At 49.5% G+C, this 22,806-nt stretch carries 14 protein-coding genes and 4 pseudogenes; 9 read left to right on the forward strand and 9 right to left on the reverse strand.

The annotated features are described in order from the left end of the window. The first annotated feature begins 54 nt into the window (after window positions 1-54). From tcuA to ACN0R1_RS12590, 7 genes are all read left to right on the forward strand, one after another. Window positions 55-1,488, forward strand: a complete 1,434-nt coding sequence (gene tcuA, locus ACN0R1_RS12560) for an FAD-dependent tricarballylate dehydrogenase TcuA (RefSeq protein WP_417583343.1) — start codon at window positions 55-57, stop codon at window positions 1,486-1,488. 33 nt (window positions 1,489-1,521) lie between these two features. Beyond that, complete coding sequence (gene tcuB, locus ACN0R1_RS12565; RefSeq protein ID WP_417583345.1) at window positions 1,522-2,655, forward strand: tricarballylate utilization 4Fe-4S protein TcuB; 1,134 nt, start codon at window positions 1,522-1,524, stop codon at window positions 2,653-2,655. A gap of 33 nt (window positions 2,656-2,688) precedes the next feature. Then, complete coding sequence (locus ACN0R1_RS12570) at window positions 2,689-3,684, forward strand: Bug family tripartite tricarboxylate transporter substrate binding protein (protein ID WP_417583347.1); 996 nt, start codon at window positions 2,689-2,691, stop codon at window positions 3,682-3,684. Continuing rightward, complete coding sequence (locus ACN0R1_RS12575; protein ID WP_417583349.1) at window positions 3,681-4,121, forward strand: tripartite tricarboxylate transporter TctB family protein; 441 nt, start codon at window positions 3,681-3,683, stop codon at window positions 4,119-4,121. Before ACN0R1_RS12570 ends, ACN0R1_RS12575 begins: the two co-directional genes overlap by 4 nt. Beyond that, window positions 4,121-5,632, forward strand: a complete 1,512-nt coding sequence (locus tag ACN0R1_RS12580; RefSeq protein ID WP_417583351.1) for a tripartite tricarboxylate transporter permease — start codon at window positions 4,121-4,123, stop codon at window positions 5,630-5,632. The genes ACN0R1_RS12575 and ACN0R1_RS12580 overlap by 1 nt, the downstream gene beginning before the upstream one ends. A 1,099-nt stretch (window positions 5,633-6,731) precedes the next feature. Next, window positions 6,732-6,929 (forward strand): hypothetical protein, encoded by a 198-nt coding sequence (locus ACN0R1_RS12585; protein ID WP_417583353.1) that lies wholly within the window; start codon window positions 6,732-6,734, stop codon window positions 6,927-6,929. Between the two features lie 672 nt (window positions 6,930-7,601). Then, window positions 7,602-7,793: a hypothetical protein gene (locus tag ACN0R1_RS12590; protein WP_417583355.1), complete on the forward strand. Its 192-nt coding sequence runs from the start codon at window positions 7,602-7,604 to the stop codon at window positions 7,791-7,793. Window positions 7,794-7,903: 110 nt separating this feature from the next. On the opposite strand, the gene ACN0R1_RS12595 is transcribed toward ACN0R1_RS12590, so the two are convergent. From ACN0R1_RS12595 to ACN0R1_RS12605, 3 genes and pseudogenes are all read right to left on the reverse strand, one after another. Continuing rightward, window positions 7,904-8,224, reverse strand: a complete 321-nt coding sequence (locus ACN0R1_RS12595) for a helix-turn-helix transcriptional regulator (RefSeq protein WP_417583357.1) — start codon at window positions 8,222-8,224, stop codon at window positions 7,904-7,906. Further along, on the reverse strand, window positions 8,209-9,576 hold the full coding sequence (locus ACN0R1_RS12600) for a type II toxin-antitoxin system HipA family toxin (protein ID WP_417583360.1): 1,368 nt from the start codon (window positions 9,574-9,576) through the stop codon (window positions 8,209-8,211). The genes ACN0R1_RS12595 and ACN0R1_RS12600 overlap by 16 nt, the downstream gene beginning before the upstream one ends. Before the next feature lie 1,260 nt (window positions 9,577-10,836). Beyond that, window positions 10,837-11,388: pseudogene (locus ACN0R1_RS12605) on the reverse strand (IS66 family transposase); the annotation flags it as partial. Between ACN0R1_RS12605 and ACN0R1_RS12610 the strand changes: the two are divergent. Further along, window positions 11,384-11,699, forward strand: a pseudogene (locus ACN0R1_RS12610) (IS66 family transposase zinc-finger binding domain-containing protein); the annotation flags it as partial. The pseudogenes ACN0R1_RS12605 and ACN0R1_RS12610 sit on opposite strands and share 5 nt — an antisense overlap. 226 nt (window positions 11,700-11,925) lie before the next feature. On the opposite strand, the gene ACN0R1_RS12615 reads toward ACN0R1_RS12610, so the two are convergent. Beyond that, window positions 11,926-13,032, reverse strand: coding sequence for a hypothetical protein (locus ACN0R1_RS12615; RefSeq protein WP_417583362.1), 1,107 nt, complete (start codon window positions 13,030-13,032; stop codon window positions 11,926-11,928). Continuing rightward, complete coding sequence (locus tag ACN0R1_RS12620; RefSeq protein WP_417583364.1) at window positions 13,032-13,823, reverse strand: ParA family protein; 792 nt, start codon at window positions 13,821-13,823, stop codon at window positions 13,032-13,034. The genes ACN0R1_RS12615 and ACN0R1_RS12620 overlap by 1 nt, the downstream gene beginning before the upstream one ends. A 334-nt stretch (window positions 13,824-14,157) precedes the next feature. Here ACN0R1_RS12620 and ACN0R1_RS12625 point away from each other — a divergent pair. Continuing rightward, a pseudogene (locus ACN0R1_RS12625) lies at window positions 14,158-15,317 on the forward strand (IS3 family transposase). A gap of 727 nt (window positions 15,318-16,044) precedes the next feature. On the opposite strand, the gene ACN0R1_RS12630 reads toward ACN0R1_RS12625, so the two are convergent. The 4 genes and pseudogenes from ACN0R1_RS12630 to ACN0R1_RS12645 all read right to left on the reverse strand — a co-directional run bounded on the left by ACN0R1_RS12630 (window position 16,045) and on the right by ACN0R1_RS12645 (window position 22,611). Further along, window positions 16,045-17,382, reverse strand: coding sequence for a replication initiation protein (locus tag ACN0R1_RS12630; protein ID WP_417583366.1), 1,338 nt, complete (start codon window positions 17,380-17,382; stop codon window positions 16,045-16,047). Between the two features lie 324 nt (window positions 17,383-17,706). Beyond that, window positions 17,707-18,784: pseudogene (locus ACN0R1_RS12635) on the reverse strand (IS3 family transposase). 2,407 nt (window positions 18,785-21,191) lie between these two features. Further along, window positions 21,192-21,650 (reverse strand): hypothetical protein, encoded by a 459-nt coding sequence (locus ACN0R1_RS12640; RefSeq protein ID WP_417583368.1) that lies wholly within the window; start codon window positions 21,648-21,650, stop codon window positions 21,192-21,194. Beyond that, window positions 21,640-22,611, reverse strand: coding sequence for a hypothetical protein (locus ACN0R1_RS12645; protein ID WP_417583370.1), 972 nt, complete (start codon window positions 22,609-22,611; stop codon window positions 21,640-21,642). The genes ACN0R1_RS12640 and ACN0R1_RS12645 overlap by 11 nt, the downstream gene beginning before the upstream one ends. Between the last annotated feature and the right edge of the window lie 195 nt (window positions 22,612-22,806).

Raw genomic sequence — 22,806 nt, forward strand, 5'->3', positions numbered from 1 at the left:
AGTTATCCCTATGCCCTGAAAAGCCATGCGGCTTCTCATGTCACAGGAGAACTTATGATCGATGTTCTAATAATTGGTGGTGGTAACGCCGCTCTATGCGCCGCACTTATGGCGCGTGAAGCCGGTGCCCGCGTTATGCTACTCGAGGCATCGCCCCGTGAATGGCGTGGGGGCAACTCACAGCACACCCGTAATCTCAGATGTATGCATAACGCTCCCCAGGATGTACTGGTTGATGCCTATCCGGAAGAAGAATACTGGCAAGACCTACTGAAGGTCACCGGTGGCAAGACTAATGAAGAACTTGCCCGCTTGGTCATTAGAGAGTCATCCAGCTGCCGTGACTGGATGCGCCAGCACGGCGTCCATTTCCAGCCGCCACTATCAGGCGCACTGCATGTCGCACGTACCAATGCATTTTTCATGGGCGGTGGAAAGGCGCTGGTCAACGCATATTATCGCAGTGCCGAGCAATTGGGCGTGCAGGTACGATACGACACCCCGGTTGAAGACCTGGAAATTCGGGATGGGCGCTTTGTCGCTGCCCTAGTGCCTGAGCGTGAAGTCAACGGTAATCGATTGGCTGCAGAACGCATTGAAGCAAAAAGCTGCGTATTGGCCGCTGGTGGGTTCGAGTCCAACCGTGAATGGCTCCGCGAAGCTTGGGGACAAAATGAACGAGGGGAATACCCGTCCGATAATTTCCTGATTCGCGGCACCCGCTTCAACAAAGGTACCCTGCTAAAGCGCATGATCGACCTGGGCGCCGATAGCATCGGCGACCCTACACAGGCACATATGGTCGCCATTGATGCACGCGCGCCCCTCTACGATGGCGGCATCTGCACCCGTATCGATTGTGTATCCCTCGGTGTCGTGGTCAACAACGCAGGCGAACGCTTCTACGATGAGGGCGAAGATTTCTGGCCCAAACGTTACGCCATATGGGGACGCCTAGTTGCCCAACAACCCGATCAGGTTGGTTACTCCATTATCGACAGCAAAGCAGTTGGCAACTTCATGCCCCCAGTTTTTCCCGGTAATAAAGCTGACTCGTTGGAGCAGCTGGCTGACCAGCTCGGTCTGCCCCGTGAAACCTTCATGCGTACTTTGCAAGATTACAATCGGGCCTGCCGCCCTGGCACCTTTAATCATACAGAGCTGGATGACTGTATTACCGAAGGCGTCACCCCTGCAAAAACCCACTGGGCACGTCCCATCGACACCCCACCGTTTTATGGCTACGCACTCAGGCCTGGGGTGACCTTTACCTATCTGGGGTTGAAAACAGATGAAACCGCTGCCGTCCGTTTTGCCGAGAATCCCAGCGACAACCTGTTCGTAGCTGGAGAAATGATGGCGGGCAATGTCCTGGGCAAAGGCTATACCGCCGGCGTAGGTATGTCGATAGGCACGGCTTTTGGCCGCATCGCTGGCCGGAATGCAGCCTTGGCCAGCCTGGGTGGGCAACCCGCTTCAGTTGCCTAAATACGTGACCGCTCAAGAATAAGTGAATTTGTCATGAACGCCAAAAGCAACCTGATTCCACTCCTGAATACCGACGAAGAAGAAGTCAATCGACAGCTGCAGATATGTAATGCATGCCGTTATTGTGAAGGCTTCTGCGCTGTCTTTCCCGCCATGACCCAGCGGCTGGAATTCGGCAAAGCGGATATCCATTATCTGGCCAACCTGTGCCATAACTGCGGTGCCTGTCTGCACGCCTGCCAGTATGCAGATCCACATGAATTTGGCGTCAATATCCCCAAGTCCATGGCCAAGGTACGTCTGCATACCTATACCGATTATACCTGGCCACGCCAACTGGGCGCGCTCTACCAGCGAAACGGGCTGACACTGGCTCTATCCAGTGCCCTCGCACTGGGCCTTTTCTTGATTTTGACACTGCTGGTCCAGGGCAACCTGTTCAGTCAGATTCAAGGTGGTGATTTTTATCAGATATTCCCACACAACACACTGGTCGCCATGTTTGGTTCGGTGTTCGGGTTTTCCACCCTGGCACTCCTACTGGGTGTGGTTCACTTCTGGCGCAAGGTTGCTCCGGGCAAGAAACAAGTGCAAGAGGCTGTGCCTGCCATGCTGCAGACCGGCAAGGCGGCTCTGACACTGAAGTATCTGGATGGTGGCCACGGTCAGGGATGTAATAACGAGGACGATGCCTTCACCCTGGCGCGACGTCGTTTCCATCACTTGACCTTCTACGGCTTCATGCTTTGCTTTGCAGCGACCTCAGTGGCAACCCTGTACCACTACATCATGGGTTGGGTGGCACCCTATCCCATTTTCAGTGTGCCGGTCTTACTTGGCGTCGTTGGAGGCATCGGCCTGCTGGTCGGCCCTGCTGGGTTGCTTTACCTGAACTACAAGCGCCATCCGGAGCATGGAGACCAGGCCCAACGCCCCATGGATCGCGCCTTTATCATGCTGCTGTTTATGATCAGCCTGACCGGACTGCTCCTGCTGGGCCTCAGAGAAACCACACTGATGCCTCTCATGCTGGCGCTACACCTGGGCTTTGTCATGGCCTTCTTCCTGACCATGCCCTACAGCAAATTTGCACATGGTTTCTACCGCTGTGCCTCACTATTCAAGTCTTATCTTGAAGCCCGAAATGACAATAACTCCAATAACTAACGCTGTCACTAGAACAACAGCGAGGATCAACAAATGAAAAATAAAGCTAAGCTGGCCGTAGCAACCGCCTCACTGCTCATCGGTTTAACCAGCACACAGGCCATAGCGGCCGACCCCATGCTTGCCGGCAAAGTCGATTGCATTGCACCAGCAGGTCCTGGCGGGGGCTGGGATTTCACCTGCCGCAGCATCGGTCGCCTACTGAACAGTTTCACCAACGGCGAAATCACGGTACAAACGCTGAACATGCCTGGCGCTGGTGGTGGAGTCGGGTTTGCCCATGTCATCACCAAGCGCAGCGATGATGCCAAGGTGCTCGCCGCGGCCAGTACCGCCACAACGGCTCGCCTGGCACAAAATCAGTTCCCAGGCATGAAGTCGGATATGGTGCGCTGGGTCGGTGCTATTGGTACAGATCCTGGCATTATTGCAGTGAATCAGGCGTCAGAAATTGACTCCCTGGCAACCCTCATTAACAAGCTGAAGCAGGACCCCAGTTCAGTAACGTTTGCCGGTGCCAGTGCCATTGGTGGCTGGGACCACCTCAAGATTCTCATGACCGCGCACGCTGCCGGTGTCCCTGACCTGAAGCGTATCAAATACCTGTCCTACAACAATGGTGGTACTGCCGTTACCCAAGTAGTCGGTGGCCATATCGATGTACTGGTTGGCGTTGCCTCATCCTCCAAAGGGTTCATTGAGTCAGGTGATCTCAAACCACTAGCGGTGCTCGGACGTGACCATCTAAGCCCCCCTCTAGACAAAATTCCGACCTCCTACGAATTGGGCGTTGACGTTGAAGCCAGCAACTGGCGGGGCTTCTATATGCCCAAAGACGTTTCTGAAGAAGAGTACCTGTGGTGGGTCGGCACGCTGAAAGCTGCCAGCCAAACCGATGAGTGGAAAGAGGCCATGGTGAAAAACGGCCTAGAACCGTTCAGCTTGTTTGGTGAGGAATTCGATCAATTCGTGAACAAACAGGTCAATTCCCTGAACCTTATCTCCAAAGAAATTGGAATCATCAAATGATAAACCTGGACCGCATTTTGGGTCTGGTTTTGCTCACCCTGGCCGTTGCGTACGGCTGGGGCGCGTTTAACTTTCCGGTCGCTTTTGCGGGGCCGGAAAGTGTCGGACCCGCAACTTTTCCCAAAATACTGGCTTTCATAGTCGGCACCTGCAGCCTGTACATGCTTATCAAGCCCGACTCTCTGGAAGAAGGTTTCGAGTACAAGGCCTTGCCGGAACTGTTTCTGGTCCTCGCCGTGCTGGTGCTGTACGTATTCCTGATGGAGCCTCTCGGTTTTGTCCTGTCGACAGCCTTCATGGTTGCCGTGTTGTGCTGGCGTATGGGCGTTAAGCCGTTGTATGCAAGCGTGACCGGCATCGTCAGCAGCACACTGGTATTTCTGTTGTTCCACTTCGGGCTGGCACTGCCGCTGCCCATTGGGCCTTGGGAGGTGTGATGGAAACTCTGGGCTTGTTGATGGATGGTTTCAATACGGCTTTGAGCCTTGAAAACTTCCTTTACGCACTACTCGGGTGTTTTATCGGCACCCTTATCGGCGCCTTGCCAGGTCTAGGACCGGCCAACGGTGTAGCCATCATGATTCCGCTGGCGTTCACACTCGGCCTGCCACCGGAAACTGCCTTGATCATGCTCACCTCCGTGTACGCCGGGGCGATGTATGGGGGGCGCATCTCCTCAATTCTGCTTAATATCCCGGGGGATGAGCCTGCCATGATGACCTGTCTGGATGGCTATCCGATGGCGCGTCAGGGCAAGGCCGCCGAAGCCTTGGCGCTCTCGGCACTGGCCTCGTTTATAGGCAGTTTGGTTGCCACTATCGGCCTTATCTTCCTAGCACCTGTACTGGCGCGATTCGCACTCAGTTTCGGGGCTGCGGAATACTTCGCTCTCTTTGTACTCGCGTTCGCTACCTTGGGCGGCGTTACGGGCAAGAATCCGGTTAAATCAGCACTTGCCGCCGGCATTGGTCTGGCCATCGCGACAGTGGGCATTGACCTTTCCACGGGAACTCAGCGCTATACATTCGATGTGCTGGAGCTCTTTGAAGGTATAGACTTTATCGTCGCAATTGTTGGTTTGTTTGCAGTATCCGAGCTGCTGCTATTTATCGAAGCACACCAGGGATCCACGCCCCGTAGCGAGGTCAAAATGAACCCGCTGCGCCTGAGCTTCGCAAGCGTACTGCAGATACTGCCAACCTCTTTGCGTGGCGGTTTGCTTGGCTTTATCGCCGGTGTTCTGCCGGGAGCCGGCGCATCTTTGGGCAGCTTTGTTAGCTACACTCTGGAAAAACGGATTGTGGGTTCCAAAGGTTCCTTCGGTGAAGGGGACCCTCGCGGGGTCGCAGCTCCCGAGGCAGGCAACAACGGCGCAGCTTCTGGCGCCTTAGTTCCCATGCTCACGCTAGGTATTCCCGGCAGTGCAACTACTGCAGTTTTGCTAGCCATGTTGGTATCGTTCAATATCACTCCTGGCCCGATGATGTTCACCCAGAATGCCGACATTGTCTGGGGGGTCATTGCGGCGCTGCTTCTGGGTAATATCCTTCTCTTGCTGCTGAATATACCTCTGGTAGGCATTTTTGTACGCTTACTGTCGATACCTCCGCGCTACTTGCTGCCCATCGTCACCATGATAGCCTTCGTCGGCGTCTATGCTATCAGCCGTTCAGCGTTTGATCTCTGCTTCATGATCGTATTTGGCGTAATGGGTTATATTTTCCGCAAAGCAGAAATCCCACTTGTGCCGATTATTCTTGGCATGCTGCTGGGGCCTGAAATGGAGAAAAACCTGCGTCATGTAATGCAGATTCACGATGGCGACTGGACCATGCTCTGGGAAAGTAGCCTATCTATTGGACTCTGGTGCATCGCGCTTGCAGGACTTGTTCTACCAACCATTATTGGACCAATTCTGCGGGCTCGTATGCGGCGTACAGCTGACTAAACCTCTCACGGATGTATCGGAGGCTCTAAATTAGAGCCTCCTTTTTTTTTTTGGTTGTGACCCTTGTGCATTACCCTGCAAAGGCTAGTCTACAGAATCCCTCAACCTGAACGATTTTCCGTAAGCGTCCGCCTAATCCATCTTGAGCAGTAACGACTGATTTATAATAGTTATCCCTTCTCAGTGTCGTCATTTTGCATAGGCAGAAGCGGTAGGCTAACGACTGTGTATAGCCTACCACTCTTCCGTGTGTTGCCTACCGCTTTGATCTCACGCCGTAACTGCCTATAGCCTACCCGTTCTCACCTAGGGGATATCAGTACGAATCGGTATACATGGCCACTACCTGGAGGACTCTTCCTGAGCTCTTTCTGCTCAGATATCAGTGGGCATGGGGTGTATCGTCATTGTGTATAGGCAGAAGTGGTACGCTTTTCCGTCGTTTTGCATAGGCAGAAGCGGTAGGCTAACGACTGTGTATAGCCTACCACTCTTCCGTGTGTTGCCTACCGCTTTGATCTCACGCCGTAACTGCCTATAGCCTACCCGTTCTCACCTAGGGGATATCAGTACGAATCGGTATACATGGCCACTACCTGGAGGACTCTTCCTGAGCTCTTTCTGCTCAGATATCCGTGGGCATGGGATGTATCGTCATTGTGTATAGGCAGAAGTGGTAGGCTTTTCCGTCAAATTGTATAGGCAAAGATGGTAGGCTAAGTCGTAATAGTGCAGAGCCAGGCCATAAGCGCCATTCGAGGAAAAGCGAAGCAACCGGAGCAACCGGAGCAACAAAAGGATCAGGGTCAGTCAGTCATTGTGCAACCTTCTGAGCCCCGGCCTCGTTTGAAAAAAGTGGCTGCATCCCCAGTTGCAGTCCCAGGCCTGGTCAATGTACTTAAAAGCAGTGCTCCTCACCTGTTGGCCGATCTTAACGATGATGTGACAGATCCTGCTGAGATCTTGGAGCATATCCTGTCAGTGATTGAGTCAAAGGCAAGTGCGTGAAGTTGTTAGGCCCAAAACGCCCGTTGCGCAAGCAGATGAAAATCCTCCTGCTCGTATTTCTGTTCGCCTCCCGCAATCTCTGATTTCGAAAATGGAGGCTTATCATAAGCCTAAAGAGAAAAGCGCCTGGATAGCAGAGGCTCTGGAGGATCTGCTGGGGCGAGAAACCTACAAGACTGCGAACTGGAGTGAGCCCTATGAAGCGAAAGAAGTGTTTCGTGCGATGCTCTCACTTAACGAGCGAATGAAGACCCCCAGCCGGATGTCATCATCCTGCCTGCAGGTGTAAATAAAGCTCTGGCGACAGCGGTTTCTAATATCTCCAGACTGGGTCTCGAAAATTCGAAATCTTTACGCCCTGCCCTAATTCGAGCAGCTATACGCCAGCGACTGGTCTTGGGTGGTCGTCGTTGGAGCAATGTTACCAATTAGCGCGAAAAGCCCCTTGTAAACGGAAGGGAGGAAGTCAAGATCCCTGATTTGGATATCGACTGATCCAGAGTGTTGCCAGTGGCAACACTTTTCTCTCCCCTGCCCTCCCTGCATTTTTATGCGAGAATACGGCTATAGGTGTTGCCACTGGCAACACCAGCCGAGTGATGCCGATGACACTTTTCACACACGACGTTGTAAATGCGGTTGTAGCCAATTGCCCGAATGCTAAGTCAGCTCTCTATGTTCAGCTGGCGTCGTATCTATGGTACCAACAGCAAGAATTACTCAAGCTGCGATTTGCTGATGTATTGGATACGCCATTGCAGGGCCCTGCCGGCATTCTTGTGGAGCTTCCTGCGAGCGTTATGGAAGATATTAGGTACGAGATGAAGCGCTGTCAGCTGGAGCCCACTGACCTAATATTCAGGTCTGATCGCGCAGGTGATTTTTTGGTGAAAGGACGGTAAGCCCGAAGTACTTCGCCAGAGTGGTACGGCAAGCAACTATTGATGCCGGCTTAGCCAACGTGATTCATCATCGTAATCTAAGGCAGGTTTGGGCTAAGGAATATGTTGAGTCAGTAGTCGGCCAAGCGCGGATTGGACGCCTGGCCCAAGTACAGCATGTTCTAAAACTCAACTCCATGAGTACCGTTGCTAAACACCTGAGTATCGACTACAAAGGCAAACGCGGACAGTATGCCTTAACGTCCAGGTAACAATTACAAAATATTGATAAAGTGTTGCCAGTGGCAACACCTCCTCTCGTACGCCCGACTCTTCTTTCCTGCCCAATGTTGCCAGTGGCAACAAAATCGAAAGCAACCAGCTATTGGCCTAGCGTGCTGATCATTGATTTAAGAAGCCTATCACTTCGTGGAAGTAGTCCAGGCTTTAACCCAAGAGGCTTAAATACAGCAGCGTAGACACTCATAGTGAGTTGGCCTTGATCACGTTCTACATCAGACAAAGTACGACGACTGACGCCTACAAGCTTGGCGTAGCCCTCTTGATTAAGGCCCAGGACGTCTTTACGTAGTCTCCTAAGCAAAGCCCCTTCGCTTATTTGACCGCTATATAGTTCCAACAGGAGCTTGATTAACAATTTCTCTCGATCTTGGTTGGTCAATTGAGTCATAACAGCCCCCATGCCTGTAGGCGTTTTTCTATGGTACCCATACCCAATGCCGGTATCGAAAGTAGTGACTCCGAAACGCCTCTATCAATAAGCCGACCTTTCAAACCAACAAGCTTGGCCGCTAAAGCCTGCAAGGCATGCCTCAAGAATTCAGGATCAGCCAGATCGGCAAGCTCTTGTGTTATCCCAGTCCAATCGATTTGACCGCCTTGTTCATAGGGTATGCCCCACTTCATTGTGCGCAATATGTCTTCTGGATCAGCCTTCATTGGGGCAAAGTCGTAGACTGGGGCAAGCCAAAGTCCTTCAGGCTTCTTGATGATTGCTGTGTTCCGACCATGGTTGTCTGAATTTGCAAAAATCAAATTCAAAAGATCGCGCTCTAACCATTGAGCCACGAAAAGCTGCTGATCAAACGGCTCCTTAAGCTCGGCTACCCTGTGTTGCTTGTTGAGCTTTGCACACATATCACGCAACACATTAAAATGGTTGAGGTGGCTGCCGGGTGCTTTGTCGAGAATTGAATAAATTGATTCAAGCCCGAAGTGTTCGACTGTGCCGCCATCGTATCGAACATCGAAGCGAGGAAGCCACAGAGATGGGTACCGGTCCCCCTCTAGTAACTTCATATTTGATGTATCGATCGTATCCACTCCAAGAGCTGTTAGCTCATGGTAGAAATGAAACTCCGCTCGAAGAATGTCTGCATCACGTTCAGTACCCTTCCCTCTGGGGAATTTGACCAAGTAGTGTTGATCCAGATTCTCTGAATCATCCTGCCATGTATCGATCCATATCTCATTTTGGTCTGTGCAGCGGATCAACAACTTTGGCGCTTCACCTGCCGCACCTGTTGCACCTCCACTTACAGCACCCATCTCCTGAGCATACTCAAGAAAGTCAATGTGACGGTCGATCACGTCCTGAATTGAAAAGCGCTGTTTAAGTAGTCCTTCTGGCTTTTGAGGTATCGACTCTTTTATTCTTAAGTTACCTACCGGCGCAATGGTGCCTCTCTCTAGCAGGATTGAATCCTGCTCGCCAACCGATAGGTTTCCAATTCCGAGGTGTTCAATCCAATAACGCCGGCTGGCGCCCGAAGGGGTTATGTCATCAAGAAAGCCAAACCAATGACTTGATTCATGAGATAGAAACAATTCCACCGGTAGATTGAGACTGCACGCATGCGCGTCATCATTGAACATCCAGTCCACGGCATAGCTTTGGTTGTAGTCTATGCGTGCAGGGCTGAGACGTCCCTTTTTAGGGTCTTCTATTAGCAGGCTGGCCGCTTGGGTCCACTGACCGCCATGGAAAATTTCTATTGATAGATTCATAACTATTGTGAGCAGTATTTTGCTCATAATATAGCTGGCTTATAGCTATTGAGCAATTATGTGCTCATTAAAGCTTCGGGATATACGATATGTGCAAATTTTTTCCCAAAGATGAAATATGGTGAAGTGTTTGAGTGAGAGGATTCTTGGGGTCCAGATGAAGAGAAGGTGTTTCTATTGGAATTTGCTTACTTGTGAAGAGGTGTTCTTCTATTTGGCAATGTTGCCAGTGGCAACACCGCTATCGCCGCAGGCGTAAGACAATTACACTGTAAGCATCTGACTCGCAGGCATTATGTGTGGCCATCAGTATTTATAGTCGATTTACATCCTTATCAAATCCACTGTTTTGTACTGGCTAGTGCTCCAGAGGAGCTATACCTTAAGGTCCAGGATATGTCACTGAAGTCCGGGATGTGCCACCGAAGGTCCGGGATGTGCCACCGAAGGCCGGGATGTGTCACCGAAGGCCGGGATGTGTCACCGAAGGTCCGAGATGTGCCACCGAAGGTCCGGGATGTGTCACCGAAGGTCCAGGATATGTCACCGAAGGCCGGGATGTGTCACCGAAGGCCGGGATGTGTCACCGAAGGTCCGGGATGTGTCACCGAAGGCCGGGATGTGTCACCGAAGGCCGAGCAAGTCCACTTCCGGCGACAAATCGGATATCACATACACTCTGTAAACTGCAGTTTTATAAATTTGGCCATTGGAATAAGTTACGCGCTTGTTAAAGCACCGCCAGCAGAACACTCTATGATGCTGGAGGGCATACATTAGTAGCCAAGCCAGAGGCGTGGTCTGTGATTGCTGAGGAAAAGTATACTCATCTCTTATACCGAAGAACCGCAACTCTATGTACTTCAGGTACATTCTAGAATACGGATCGCCCTACGATAGTTAGCTATATGTGGTAGACCTCTTTGAAAACAGATTTTCCAAACATTAGCCACTGTGAGAGGTCAGCATCGCTCATCGCTGCTAACAAGACATGTCGATACTTAAGCCCATTCTTTAGGGTTAAAAAGTACCATTGATCTAGATTAGAACGCAGCCATGACAGCCTCTCTTACTCAGCCAAATTAGCGTGAATGCTCACCGCCATATCAACCCAAAATGTTGCCTAAGGCAACACTTTGGATGGTAACCGTCCGGTGGTTACGTCTTGATCTCGTAAGCCATCAGTAATTGATCCAGCTCCAGTTGATGCAGCACAGGTGTGGAGATGCACACGATTTCCCATCTGACAGAGGCTTGTACTCTAAGGACTAAAGCCTCCGCCACCTTTCAAGGATGTGTCTGAGGCTGAAAGGATACAGCGGCACTCCCCCGTCTTTTCATGCGCCAGTTGACCAGTGCTACTGGTAGCAGTGCATGGATCGCGCTGGTTTTCTGGGTTGGCAATCGGGCCGGAACGTCTTTCAGATAGGCTTAGGGCTCATAGTAATTGAGCTTCTCTGATTGGATCAGACTCATAACATTGGCCGCTCTTTGGCCACTGCGCTAGGAGCCTCCCAGTGCCCAACGTTTGAGGCTGAAGTCCATGGCCTTTGCCGTGGCCGTTCCATTGGGGACTTTCGTGCGCTGATCATCGGTGATCGGTTTTGCACGGTGCTACCGGATTCAATGGCGCTCATTGTTTGAAATGTGGGCTGTGCCCCGTTCGATTTCATAGAGTTCACAGATGTATTCGACGGTTTGGTCGGCGATCTGAATTTTACCGCTGATATCCAGTTCCTCGAACTTGCGACGAGCATGGGCCATACAGCCGATCTAGGTGACCCCTTTGGCAAAGCTGCCTCTATAACCACTGTAGTCATCACAGACCAGTTTACCACTCCCACCCGAGCTACTTTGTACTGAGATACGCCATGAGCCGGACAATACCCGCTTCATCTGCGACTGCTAGCTCAAGCGCATCGGCGAAGAACTCAGTGAGAAGCTCGACTATATGCCCGGCGTGTTCACGGTAGAGCACCATATCCGGGGCAAGTTTGTCTGTGATCAGTGCTAGGTTGATCCAGGCGGCCGACATCGTACTGGCACGCTTCACATTGGCTGAATGCATCTGTGACTGCGGCGTACAGCTACAGCCACTGATCTATGCGTTGCGCGATATCCGCCTCAAAAAAGCGGTGTTGCGCGCGGACCTGCCGTATATATGAAGGCATTCAATCACTAGCAGGTTAAGGGTGTTTAGATAACGACCGCGACATTTGATGCCGCGATCAATATCCGCCAGCAAGGCATTATCAAACCACGAGTCGCAGGCCTGTCGGTTCCTGCCAATGGAGGCTTGCGTATGCCCGGTCATATACCGGCAACGGCCTGAGAACTTGGAAGTCTCTTCCGGGCGGTGAGCAGTTACGAAGTTACTTATCCTTCGTCTTGCAGGCTCTTCAAGCCAATCTCCAAGGCTGCTGCCACCTTCTCCGGTGATAGGTCTTTTCCAAAGTCGCCTCTGAACTTTCCTGTGGGTGAAACCTTGTAAGAGATCTTACTGGTGCCGTGCCCCCCTGTAATTGAAATTTCCCGCTGGATTTCCCGCGCTACCTGCTGCTTATTCAGCACATCTTGTTCGATAAAGCCGGTGATTTCCTGGACTGAGTGACGCGCTAGCTTAAAGCGATCTTTCATTCGCTCTCCCAACTCCTGAACGGAAATGGGTAGCTTATTATCCAGCAGCTGTTTCAGTGAACCAATCTTGCTTAGCGGAACAGGCAAACTTTCATCGATATATCGGCGTACCTCATTGGGCACTTTGGCTGGATTCAGGTATTGGTAGACACCTGCACGATGAATGTTCTTTTTGCCATCAGGAAGGAATGGTTTCAGGTCTTCGATTCGCCCAACAACACCATCATCAAGTAGACCCTGCAATGTATCTGCATGCTCCCATGGGTCCATTTCTTCTCGACTGAGGTTCTCCATTGCAGCATCAATAATTGCTTCTCTATCATTCGCTTTGGTGATGTAAGCGCGGTACTCCAGTGGCTTATCCGTCATGGTAGTAGCCAAGCGATATGCCTCAGTTCGGCGGTTACCCTTAATCAGTTCAAAGCCAGAGCTATCTGGAAGCGCTCTTAGGGCTACAGCCTCTGTGTTACGGCCAGCTTCGATAATTTTGTCAGCCAAGTCACCAATATTGCGAAGTCGCTCCCTATTTCTCTTATTTCCGCCAAATACTTTGGTAATAAGATCAGGAGATAGGGTGATTATTTTCCCAACTTCGTACTGTATTCCCTGAACGGTTACATATTCATCATCATTCGCAATCGCTGTTACAGAGGTAGTCTCTTTCTCTTTGGCTTCACTGGCGGTAGCTTTGGGATTGACTGTTCCAGAACCAGCTCCCCTACCCTTAAAGCTAGCTCCGCTGGAAATTTGCTCAAGAACGTCAAGGTCAAGCTCGGCAGCGGACTTTTGAGGCTTTGGCTCATAGTTCATAGCAGCCTCAAGACTATCTAAATCGCTTTTAGCCATCAGGAGACCTCCGTTTCATCATTGCTAAGTATCCTCGTTGCGAATCTATCCCTCCGACCTTCTATCTCATCCATCAGGCGTTCCACAAAGCCCCGATATTGACGAGCATCTTTATCGTCCAGATCATGAATAGTCCGTCCATAGCTCACGGTCTTTTTGAACGGCACTACTCCCGGGATGATAACCTGTGCAAGGCTTGCTACCTTCTGAGCACGCTTCTGATACCAGGTTAAAAACTCTTCTCGTGCGCTAATGCTGGTGTAGATTCTATAGTTCTTCGGAATTCTTGTGCCGACGAGGAGTGTATCGATCTTACGATCAATCCCGGCAAGCTCGAAGTTTTCCTCTAATGATTCAACAAGCCGAAGAATCGGAGGAAGAGGAAGAAACTCATCACGCTGCATATCCATAGGAAGTAGTAAGTGATCGCACATAGCAATAGCAGAACTCAGAGCCTTTGAGGTGGATCCAGGGGTATCAACAAAAACGTAGTCGTAGATAGATGAGAGATCCTTCAGTTTGCTGGTCAGACTGGCATCTTTGCTTGCTCCATAGGTTTCAATTTGAGCAATCTCCTGCCCCTGCTCTATGGCACGACTTCGAAGCATTCCGAACGTTGAGGCGCCGTGGGCTCCTTCAGAACCATCCCCCTCTTCTCCAGTGTCGCTATCTATTAAGCAGACCTTGAATCCCTTGGATGCTGTTAACCCGGCCAAGTTAACCAGCATGGATGTTTTACCGACCCCCCCCTTACCACCGCTAGCCGCAACTATGATCTTACCTGAATTCATGACGACACCCTTTTCTAAAATATTGAAAACGAGCTTCAGAAATATTAAATATTTAAATTTATAATAATTCTATCATTAATTTCATAAGCAGCAATCCAGTTGCATTAAAAAAAATTGTAAAAATTCTCACAAGCAACTAAGACACATAACGGCTCTAAAAAACAACCAAGTCAACTTCCACTTTTATGGCCAGAAAACCCATTTATGAAGCCTTGATTCGATTGGCAAGTGTAAGAATTTTTACACCTCTGTTCGATTAGGTGAACGCTGTAGCGACCTAATGATTCCGGACACCCAGATAGGTGGTACCCTTGCCACACTAAAAGTGTATTCAATAAAAAGACTGCGTCGTTCCTTTACCCCTGAGTTCAAACTTGAATCTGCGATCCTCGCCCTTGATCAGGGGTATTTCATATCCGAAGCTTGTCGTGCGCTTGATGTAGGCGAAACAGCGCTGAGGCGTTGGGTAGACCAACTTCATGCAGAGCGAGATGGTGAAACACCCACCAGCAAAGCCATGACACCAGAGCAGAAGCGCATTCCGGAGTTAGAAGCCCAGGTTAAATGACTGGAGCAAGAAAAGGACATATTAAAAAAGGCTTCCGCTCTCTTGATGTCAGACGAGTTCAAACGTATGCGCTGAGAGACCGTTTAAGAGAGTTCAAGCCCATCAAGAAGGGCTGTCAGGCATTCGACATTAAATGATCCAGTTACTACGACTATCACCGCAGTAAGCGCAGAATCAACCGACGGAGGCTGGAGCTGAAAGCGCACGTGAACCGTGCTTTCAAACTGAGCCGTAGTGGGCTGGAAAGTCGTGGTATCCGTGATCTACTGGCGTCAGAGGGTATTGAAGCCGGGCGCTATGCGATACGTCGCCTGATGAAAGAGTCCGGCCTGACCTGTAAGCAGCCGGGGCCTCATAAATACAAGAAAGCGACGGTAGAGCATGTGGACATCCCCAACCGACTGAATCGTGAATTTGCTGTCCAGCAAACCAACCAGGTCTGGTGATATAACCTATATCTGGACAGGATCTCGCTGGTCATATCTAGCTGTTGTGCTGGATCTTTATGCCCGTAGGGTTATTGGCTGGGCAGTCTCAAACTCTGGTGGCAAAGAAACTGGTCACAAAGACCCTGGATGAAGCTTGGCAACGGCGAGGACGACCCGGGGGTCGTGATGTTCCACTCCGATCAGGGCTGCCAATACACCAGTCTGAAGTTCCGCCAACGGATCTGGCGCTATCGAATGGTGCAAAGCATGAGCCGACAGGGGAATTGCTGGGATAACTCTCCGATGGAACGATTGTTCCGAAGCCTCAAAACGGAATGGGTACCAGAAACAAGCTACCGCTCATTGCCTGAGGCAAAAGTGGATATTGGTCAGTATCTGATGGGCGACTACAACCAGCAACGGCCTCACCGTGCCAATGGCGGTATCAGCCCTCAGGCGGCGGAAGAAAAACTTAAAATCGTGTCCGAGCTTAGTTGACCACTAAAAATAACTGCCAATTCAAGGGAGGCTAGTTGAGTGTAAGAATCCTTACACCTTCCAAACACTTTAGCTAGCCGCCGGTCATCATGTCCAGTCGGTGTAGAGGATTTTTACACTCATAGATTTGCTGTGGTTCAGTGTATCCACAACAACCGCAACTATTAAGCGCTTGGAGCATGCATGGGCAGCCCGAAGGTAGCAGGTCAGGATCAGAAAAGGTGCAAGCCTGTCTTAAGTTATGCTCATAGGAAATGGCATAAGAATGAGTTTTGCGGAAACTGCTAGGATAGCTCGTCAGTGGTGACGTAACCTATTGGATGCATATATTGGTAGGATCTAATACGATCTCACCCAGCTATTGGCTGCATCCATCCAATGGAGGAGGAAAAATCATCAAACCATATCCGGATTAATTGACTATTACAGCTAGGGTAAGTGAGTGTAAAAATTTTTACACTTGGAATAATCCTTGGAGGTCCTGTTGTAGTAAAGCAGCGTAAGGGACCATGTGGTTTTTAACAAACGGGCTGATAGCTGAGGTATGATAGAAACCATAAAACTCACATCACTAAGGCTTGGAATGACTAAAAGTCGAATTTCACGGTAAAGTTCGATGAGCCGAAAAAGCTAGAATAAACGAAAACCAAATGTTTGTAAGTGCATACAAACATTAAAATAGACAGTAAGGAAAAGAAGGGGAGGGCAAAGCCCATCCCGAAGATAGTCACTTTAGACCTTTCTCTTTCAAATCAACTTCAACAAGAAAGTCATCAAGATCCATAAACATCACAGCTTCTTCAGCCGATGAGCCATCTCTAACTAACTGCGCAAAGTAAGCATAAGTATCTGCAGTGAGCGGGTTGGAAGTGATGTCATCAAATCGTTGGATCAGATCCCGCTGATCGTCATTCAGGCGCCACCAGGATGGCATAAGTATGTGGTACACAAAAGATTTGACCACATATAGCCTGTCGTAGCGATCACTGTAAGGATTGGCGACGGGTGGCAGGCCCGCGATGTTGTACTTCAACAGATTGATCAGGTAAGCAGCTGGAGAACGGATGTCTGCTCCATTCTCAACGATTCGCTGCATATAATCCAAATTCGCCTCGACAACTTCTGCCCCATAGTCCTGGAACACACGATCAGCAATGCGCTTGTTGGGCATAACATTGAGTAGTCGCTCTTCCAGCGGCACTTGTCGCTCGCCATCTAACCGACCAATTTTTAGTTGCTTCGACGTACGCCGTAATGAAATATTTAGACCCCGATAGCTTTTACCAACCTTGTAAGGGGCAAATTCAACATCAAAGTCCGTCTTCTCATTGATTTCGGATACTGCAGGCTCGAGACACTTTCTGCGGAAAGAGGCATAGTCCGCGATATAGCTAGGAACCAGCACAGTTCCTTTTGAGTCCTTGAGTCCAAGGGGGAAGTAGAGCTCCTCCAGCGGCACTTTAAAATGCTGCATCCCTCCACGCTTATCGTTATAGAGTTTCTCAAACTGCTCAAACAGCCGCATCGAGTACTTAGATGTCATTCGTGTCAATTGCGACAATGTATATGACGTATAGATCTGCAGTTTAAGGAGCTCTTCCTCCATATCGGAGTGGAAGGTGATAGTGAATACTCGCTCTTCGGGGTCATAGACAGACCGATGAGCGATGTTGATATAGTCGACTGTACCTTTCTTTTTTCCAGGCGCTTCAATAGGGACAGAGTGGTATTTGCGTGCAGCTTCATCCATAAAACGGTACAGGTGGCGTTTCTCTATTCCCGTAAGTCCCTGAAGCTGCTCATCCGTAAGCTGGACCTTCAACCCATTTGGGTAATGCCCAGCTGGGTTGATAACAGCAATGCACGCAGCAAGGACCTTTTGCTCACGCGCGCCCAAACGGATTAGAGCGTCGACCAAGCGATTAGACTTGGTAACCCGCATCCGGTCAGTATCGGCGTTCCTGGACAGGGTAATCACGCCAGGGTTAGTGTAAGGAACCAGACTGGGATCTAGGGTAGGGGTGTTGTCTCCAGAAGGAAGTTGATCTGCGTCTAGATCCTGCATGTCCGGCGTATCCTTGTTGATTAGCCCAAAAAGTCAGAGCAAATAAAGTGTGAAATTACTGGCTCGAAAGAGTCTTGTACAGAGCTAAGCCCAAAAAGTCAGAGAAACATTTCCACACCTGCCCAAAAAGTCAGATTGGGTATCTTGCTCTGACAAAAAGGGAAGTTGTCTTGAACTCCAGCTCCTAACTCGGCCCTCTAGCCATAAGGGAGTACAGCGTCTTTCAGAGACCACTAGCCATAAGCTTGGAGACAAAGAGCGCGTCAACTAGATATCTATCGACCACAAGCGAGACGTATCTCACACTTTGACCTGCCCCGACATTTAATCCAACCGGCTTCTAGTAATGTTGTTGGTTGTTGAGTCTATTTCCTGCTGCCGGAACGCAGATGCGAACTCCAGCGGGGTCTGGTAGCCCAGTGATGAATGCGGTCGTTGTTCATTATAATCGACTCGCCATTCACTGATGAGCTGCCGGGCCTGAGCCAAATCCCCAAACCAATGCTCATTCAGGCATTCATCCCAGAACTTGCCATTAAAGCTTCAGTTCCACCTTATTCTCATAGGCCCACTGGTCCAGTGCTTTGCCTGTAAAGCCGGCCATTGGTCCGTTCTGACAGCTTTCGGGTAGCCTCTGAAAGCCGCTATAGCATCGAGTGCGCGACAGACCTGTTCGCCGGATATACCCAGCGCAACCGGTATATCCAGGCACTCTTTGGTGAAGTCATCCACGATCGTCAGACACTTGATGCGTCGGCCATTCGAGAGTGAGTCCATAACAAAATCCATAGACCAAGTCTGGTTGGGTCGATCAGGCAGCATCAGTGGCTGACGTTCCAGTATGATGCCTTTACCGCGTTTACGCTTGCGAACGGCTAGCCCAACCTGCCGGTATAACCGATAGACCTTCTTATGGTTCACTTCGTTGCCTTCTCGACGTAAGAGCTGATGGACGCGCCGATAGCCAAATCGCAGTCGCTCCAACGCGAGCTCCCGGATCCGTTCGGCTAACGCATCATTCTCGACGGAGTAGCGAGGCTCATAGCGCTGTGTGGCGCGGCATAACCCGACGAGTGAACAGGCCCGGCGTCCGATATTGCTGTTTCAGATCGCATCGTACGCACGGCCTCACGCTTGTTCCCGACGGTTAATACTGTCGGTTCAGCGCCGCCTTTAAGGCCTCGGTATCGAGCATCGACTCCGCCAGAAGCTTCTTTAGTCGAGCATTCTCATTTTCTAGTGCCTTCAGCAGACGGGCCTCCGTGCCACCGTACTTTTTGCGCCACGTATAAAAAGTGGCATCGGAGCTGCTGTACTTCCGGCACAGCTCTTTGACTGGCAGGCCTGCTTCCGCTTCTTGCAGGATCGGGATGATCCGTTCTTCAGTGAATCGCTTCTTCATGTTCATCTTCCTTTTCTGTGATGAACATGACTAAGAGCTTGGTGGATTAGAAAGTGGGGAGCAGGTCCCACATTACCCCATTAAAACAAAGTCCGTACTGCCCAATAAGTCAGAGAAGAGCTATTAATCTGACAAAAAAGGCTAATTAGCTGAATCTAAGGACCAAAAGGTCAGAGGAAGAGCACATATTCTGACAAATTGGGCAAAAAATTTAGCTTCCGCAGAGGAAGCTAAGAAATGCTAGCGAATAATCAGAAAAAATAAGTCAGCACCACAGCATCAACTTTGCCCAATAAGTCAGATCAAAAAGCTTTTCCTGACCAAAAGGGCGATGATGTTCTAGGGATCATTAGATCCTGGTATCCCATCTATACGTTCCTCTGACTAATTGGGGCATTCAGAGCCGTAGATAGCTGCCCCAAAGGTCAGAATAGATAATTTCCTCTGACTAAAAAGGCTGAAGTCACACTTGAAAGTGCCCTAATAGTCAGAATAAACGTCTTTCTCTGACTTTTAGGGCATATAATGATGACCAGTTTCCTCATTCATGTCCTTATAAGCTGACAAGCATGGTCCTGGGACTGAATTAGACCAGTAAGTGAGCCCTTTTGGTCAGAGAAAGCGTATTGCTCTGACTGAAAGGGACATTAGTCTAACTAGTTGATGCCCAAAGCGTCAGAGGAAAGCTGTTTCTCTGACTAAAAGGACGACATTGACAGAAATACCTAAACTTCCCAGTGTCTATTCAGACTCTTAGCACACAAAAGGTGTTTGATAGGGCAGGGATTTGCCCTTTAAGTCAGAGAAAGCTCCCTTAACCTGACTAAAAGGGCTAAATTAATAAGCCAGTGAAGGATCTAGTACTTTTTTTCGGAGCTGATGGGCATTCTTGAACAAAAAATATGCCCTAAAAGTCAGATTAAGGTGTGTTAATCAGACCAAAAGGGCAGGAAATCAAGTTAGGACTCTCTACACTTCCCCAGATCTCAGCCAATCCCCCCCAACAGAGCCTTAGATGCCCTTTAAGTCAGAGAAAGTGTTTTTCTCTGACTTAAAGGGCATCTAAGGCTCAGAAATTACTCCTGGTAATGATCAAAGGCAGGCTTCACCAGACTAATAGGGCAGAACAGACATCAATTGAGCCCTAAAAGTCAGAACAAAGTGTATTGCTCAGACTTTTAGGGCCAATAGTCAAAGCTGAACCTGCCCAAAGAGTCTGACGAACGCCCTAAAAAGTAAGAGATAAACCCTTTTAGTCTGATCAGTAGCCCTAAAAGGGCTGTTCATTGCCCGATAGGTATGAATAACGGCTTAAAAGTACAGCTGAAAGCCCTAGAGGTCAGAGCAAAATCTTTAACGTCAGAGCTCTGCCCATTTAGTCAGAACAAAGACCTTTAAGTCTGATGAAAGCCCTTAAGGTCAGAAAATATCGAATTTTACTCTTAGAAATCAATAAGTTAAAAATATTAAACAAGAATAACAAGTACTAACAGGTTATAACAGGATCAACATGTAAAACATGTGATAACAAGTAAAACAACAAACAAGACAACAAGTGTTCAGTGAGTAGATGGTAAGTAGTTCAAAGGCAAGTAACACGATCTCCCATGTACTGAAATATGTAGTGGTCTAATGATTCCGGAAACCCAGATAGGTAGTACCCTTGCCACAAAGAGGTGTTCAATACGAAGAAAAGTCATTACCTCAACCCTGTGTTCAAACCTATACGCTGATAGAGCAATTGAGAGAATTCAAGTCCATCAAGACAGTCTTAACAGGCTAAACGATCCAGCTACTTCGACTATCGCCGTGGTAGAAGCAGAATCAACCGACGGAGACTGGAGCTGAAAGCTCACGTGAACTGCACTTTCAAGTTGAGCCGTAGTGGTTTGGGAATTCGTGGTATCCGTGATTTACTGGCGTAGGAGGGTATTGAGCTGGGCGCTATTTGATACACCGCCTGATGGAAGAAACCGGCCTGACCTGCAAGCAACCGGGGCCATCTAAGTACAAGAGACGATAGAACATGTGGACATCTCCAACCGTCTGAATCGTGAATTTGATGTCCAGTCTCCCAATCAGCCTTGGTGTGGTGAGGTAACCTATATATGGACAGGATCTTGCTGGTCATATCTAGTGCTATCGAATGCTGCAGAGTATGAGCCGTCGGGGTAATTGCTGGGAAAACTCCCCGATGGAGCGACTGCTCCGAAGCCTGAAAACGGTATGCCTACCAGAAACACATTACCGCTCACTGCCTGAAGACACAGTGGAAACTCATCGGTATCTGATCGGCTACTACAATTAGCAACTGCCTCAATAGGTCAATGATCGTATCAGTCCTCAGACAACGGAAGAAAAAGTTAAAATCATGTCCGGGATAAGTTGACCAGTACACTAGCGACTTTTAATAGCGTAAAAGCGCACAAGCGCCTCTCACAGATGCGATACAAGCATCCACTGAACCTGTAAAGCTTCCCGAGACAATCCTCGCTATTAGAAAATCAGCAGCTTTGGCTGTATCACCGAAATTGAGAGGCAAACCAAACATTTGTCCTGCTCCAGCGCTGGCAGACACATAAACTTTACCTGGCTGGCGGGTAAAATTGATTCCTTTATCTGGACGACCACACTGGTGTGTCTGCGCATATCCAAGCATGATGCCGGTTACAAGGATTAGCTCGTTATGTGACAGCTGTAATGTGATTTTCCGACTCCAGTCCACATTCCGGCCATCTGGCTTAGGGGCTACATCGATATTGACGGTGAGTTCACCTTTGCCTCTGAAAGTCCCTTCAAGGCACAGTGCCGCGCTACCGCCATAAATATGCAGTTTGGGTTGAGCCTGATTGCTTCTATCCGGCATTACGGAACAGCTCCAATCGGGTCGCAATTTGAACCGGTTGTAATTTGGCAGTCTTCAGCCACTTTGCTTTGGCTTGATCGATTTCAGCCGGTGACGGTGCCGATTTCCAGCGAACCTCTGGTCGGTTGTTCTGCGGCACCACGAGAATCCCAGTTGCCAGACAGTGTGACCACTGGTACTGGTTTGATTCCTCATCCCACCATTTGTAGTTAGCACGAAGCGTCGGCGGTGTATGGACCAGCCGATATAAGGGTGGAGCGGCATCAACCTGGTAGCTTTCAATTCCCTCACGGATCTCGACGCCGCGCATGTGGTTACCACTTCGATCAAAGTGTGCAGACAGGGCCTGCAGTGTCCTGCGGTCGATCACTCTCTTACGGTACTGCGTTTTGTTCCAGGTGTAGGCGATCCGAACCACGGAATTTTCCAGTACGCGGACTCTCTTCTGTGCGCGGGTAAAGTTCAAAGACGGTAGCTGCAGGCTTCTCAAGATCCTATGAAAGCTATGATCGCGGCCTTTATTCAAGAACTCTGCCCGGGCAACAGCAAACCCATCAAGAAGATCATCATCCAGAGCAAGTTCCTCTTCTTGTTCACGGGACTGATACAAATTGTCCTTAAGTGCTTGAGAGGCATGTTGGACTTCTTGCTTGATGAGATTGAGTGCGTATAAAACATCGAGTACGGCCGTCACGTTACAGACCAGAACACCATGGTTCTGAGGGGCGCTGCCAGCATCCATCCAAATATTTGTGATCTCATCGGCGATCCGGTACCAGGCCTCAGATGAAGGCTCGGTGTTTTGAAGTCCTTCCAGGTCCACCGGGGTGTCAAAAGAAGGTACGGTGCACCACATATCGCGGCGGTGATCGAGGATGGCATCTTTAGCGATCGCCGCCTGATCGATCAAAGCCTGACAGGCATCCCGCAGGCGTGTGACGTGCGGAGACATCATATCCATGTTGGTTTTCCTATCTTGCGTGGACACGGGATAGCTGAATTGATGAGTTACGAATATGGATGAATTATAACAGACCGACACTAATTAACCGCTTTTTAAGTCTTAATTTCACGTATATTTTTCGACTTTTGTCTCTTTCCGTGTGTGTAGAATAACCTTACATATCCTTATATGGACTTAGATATCCTTGTGCCT

It is taken from the genome of Nitrincola sp., assembly GCF_048264025.1.
Taxonomy (GTDB): domain Bacteria; phylum Pseudomonadota; class Gammaproteobacteria; order Pseudomonadales; family Balneatricaceae; genus Nitrincola.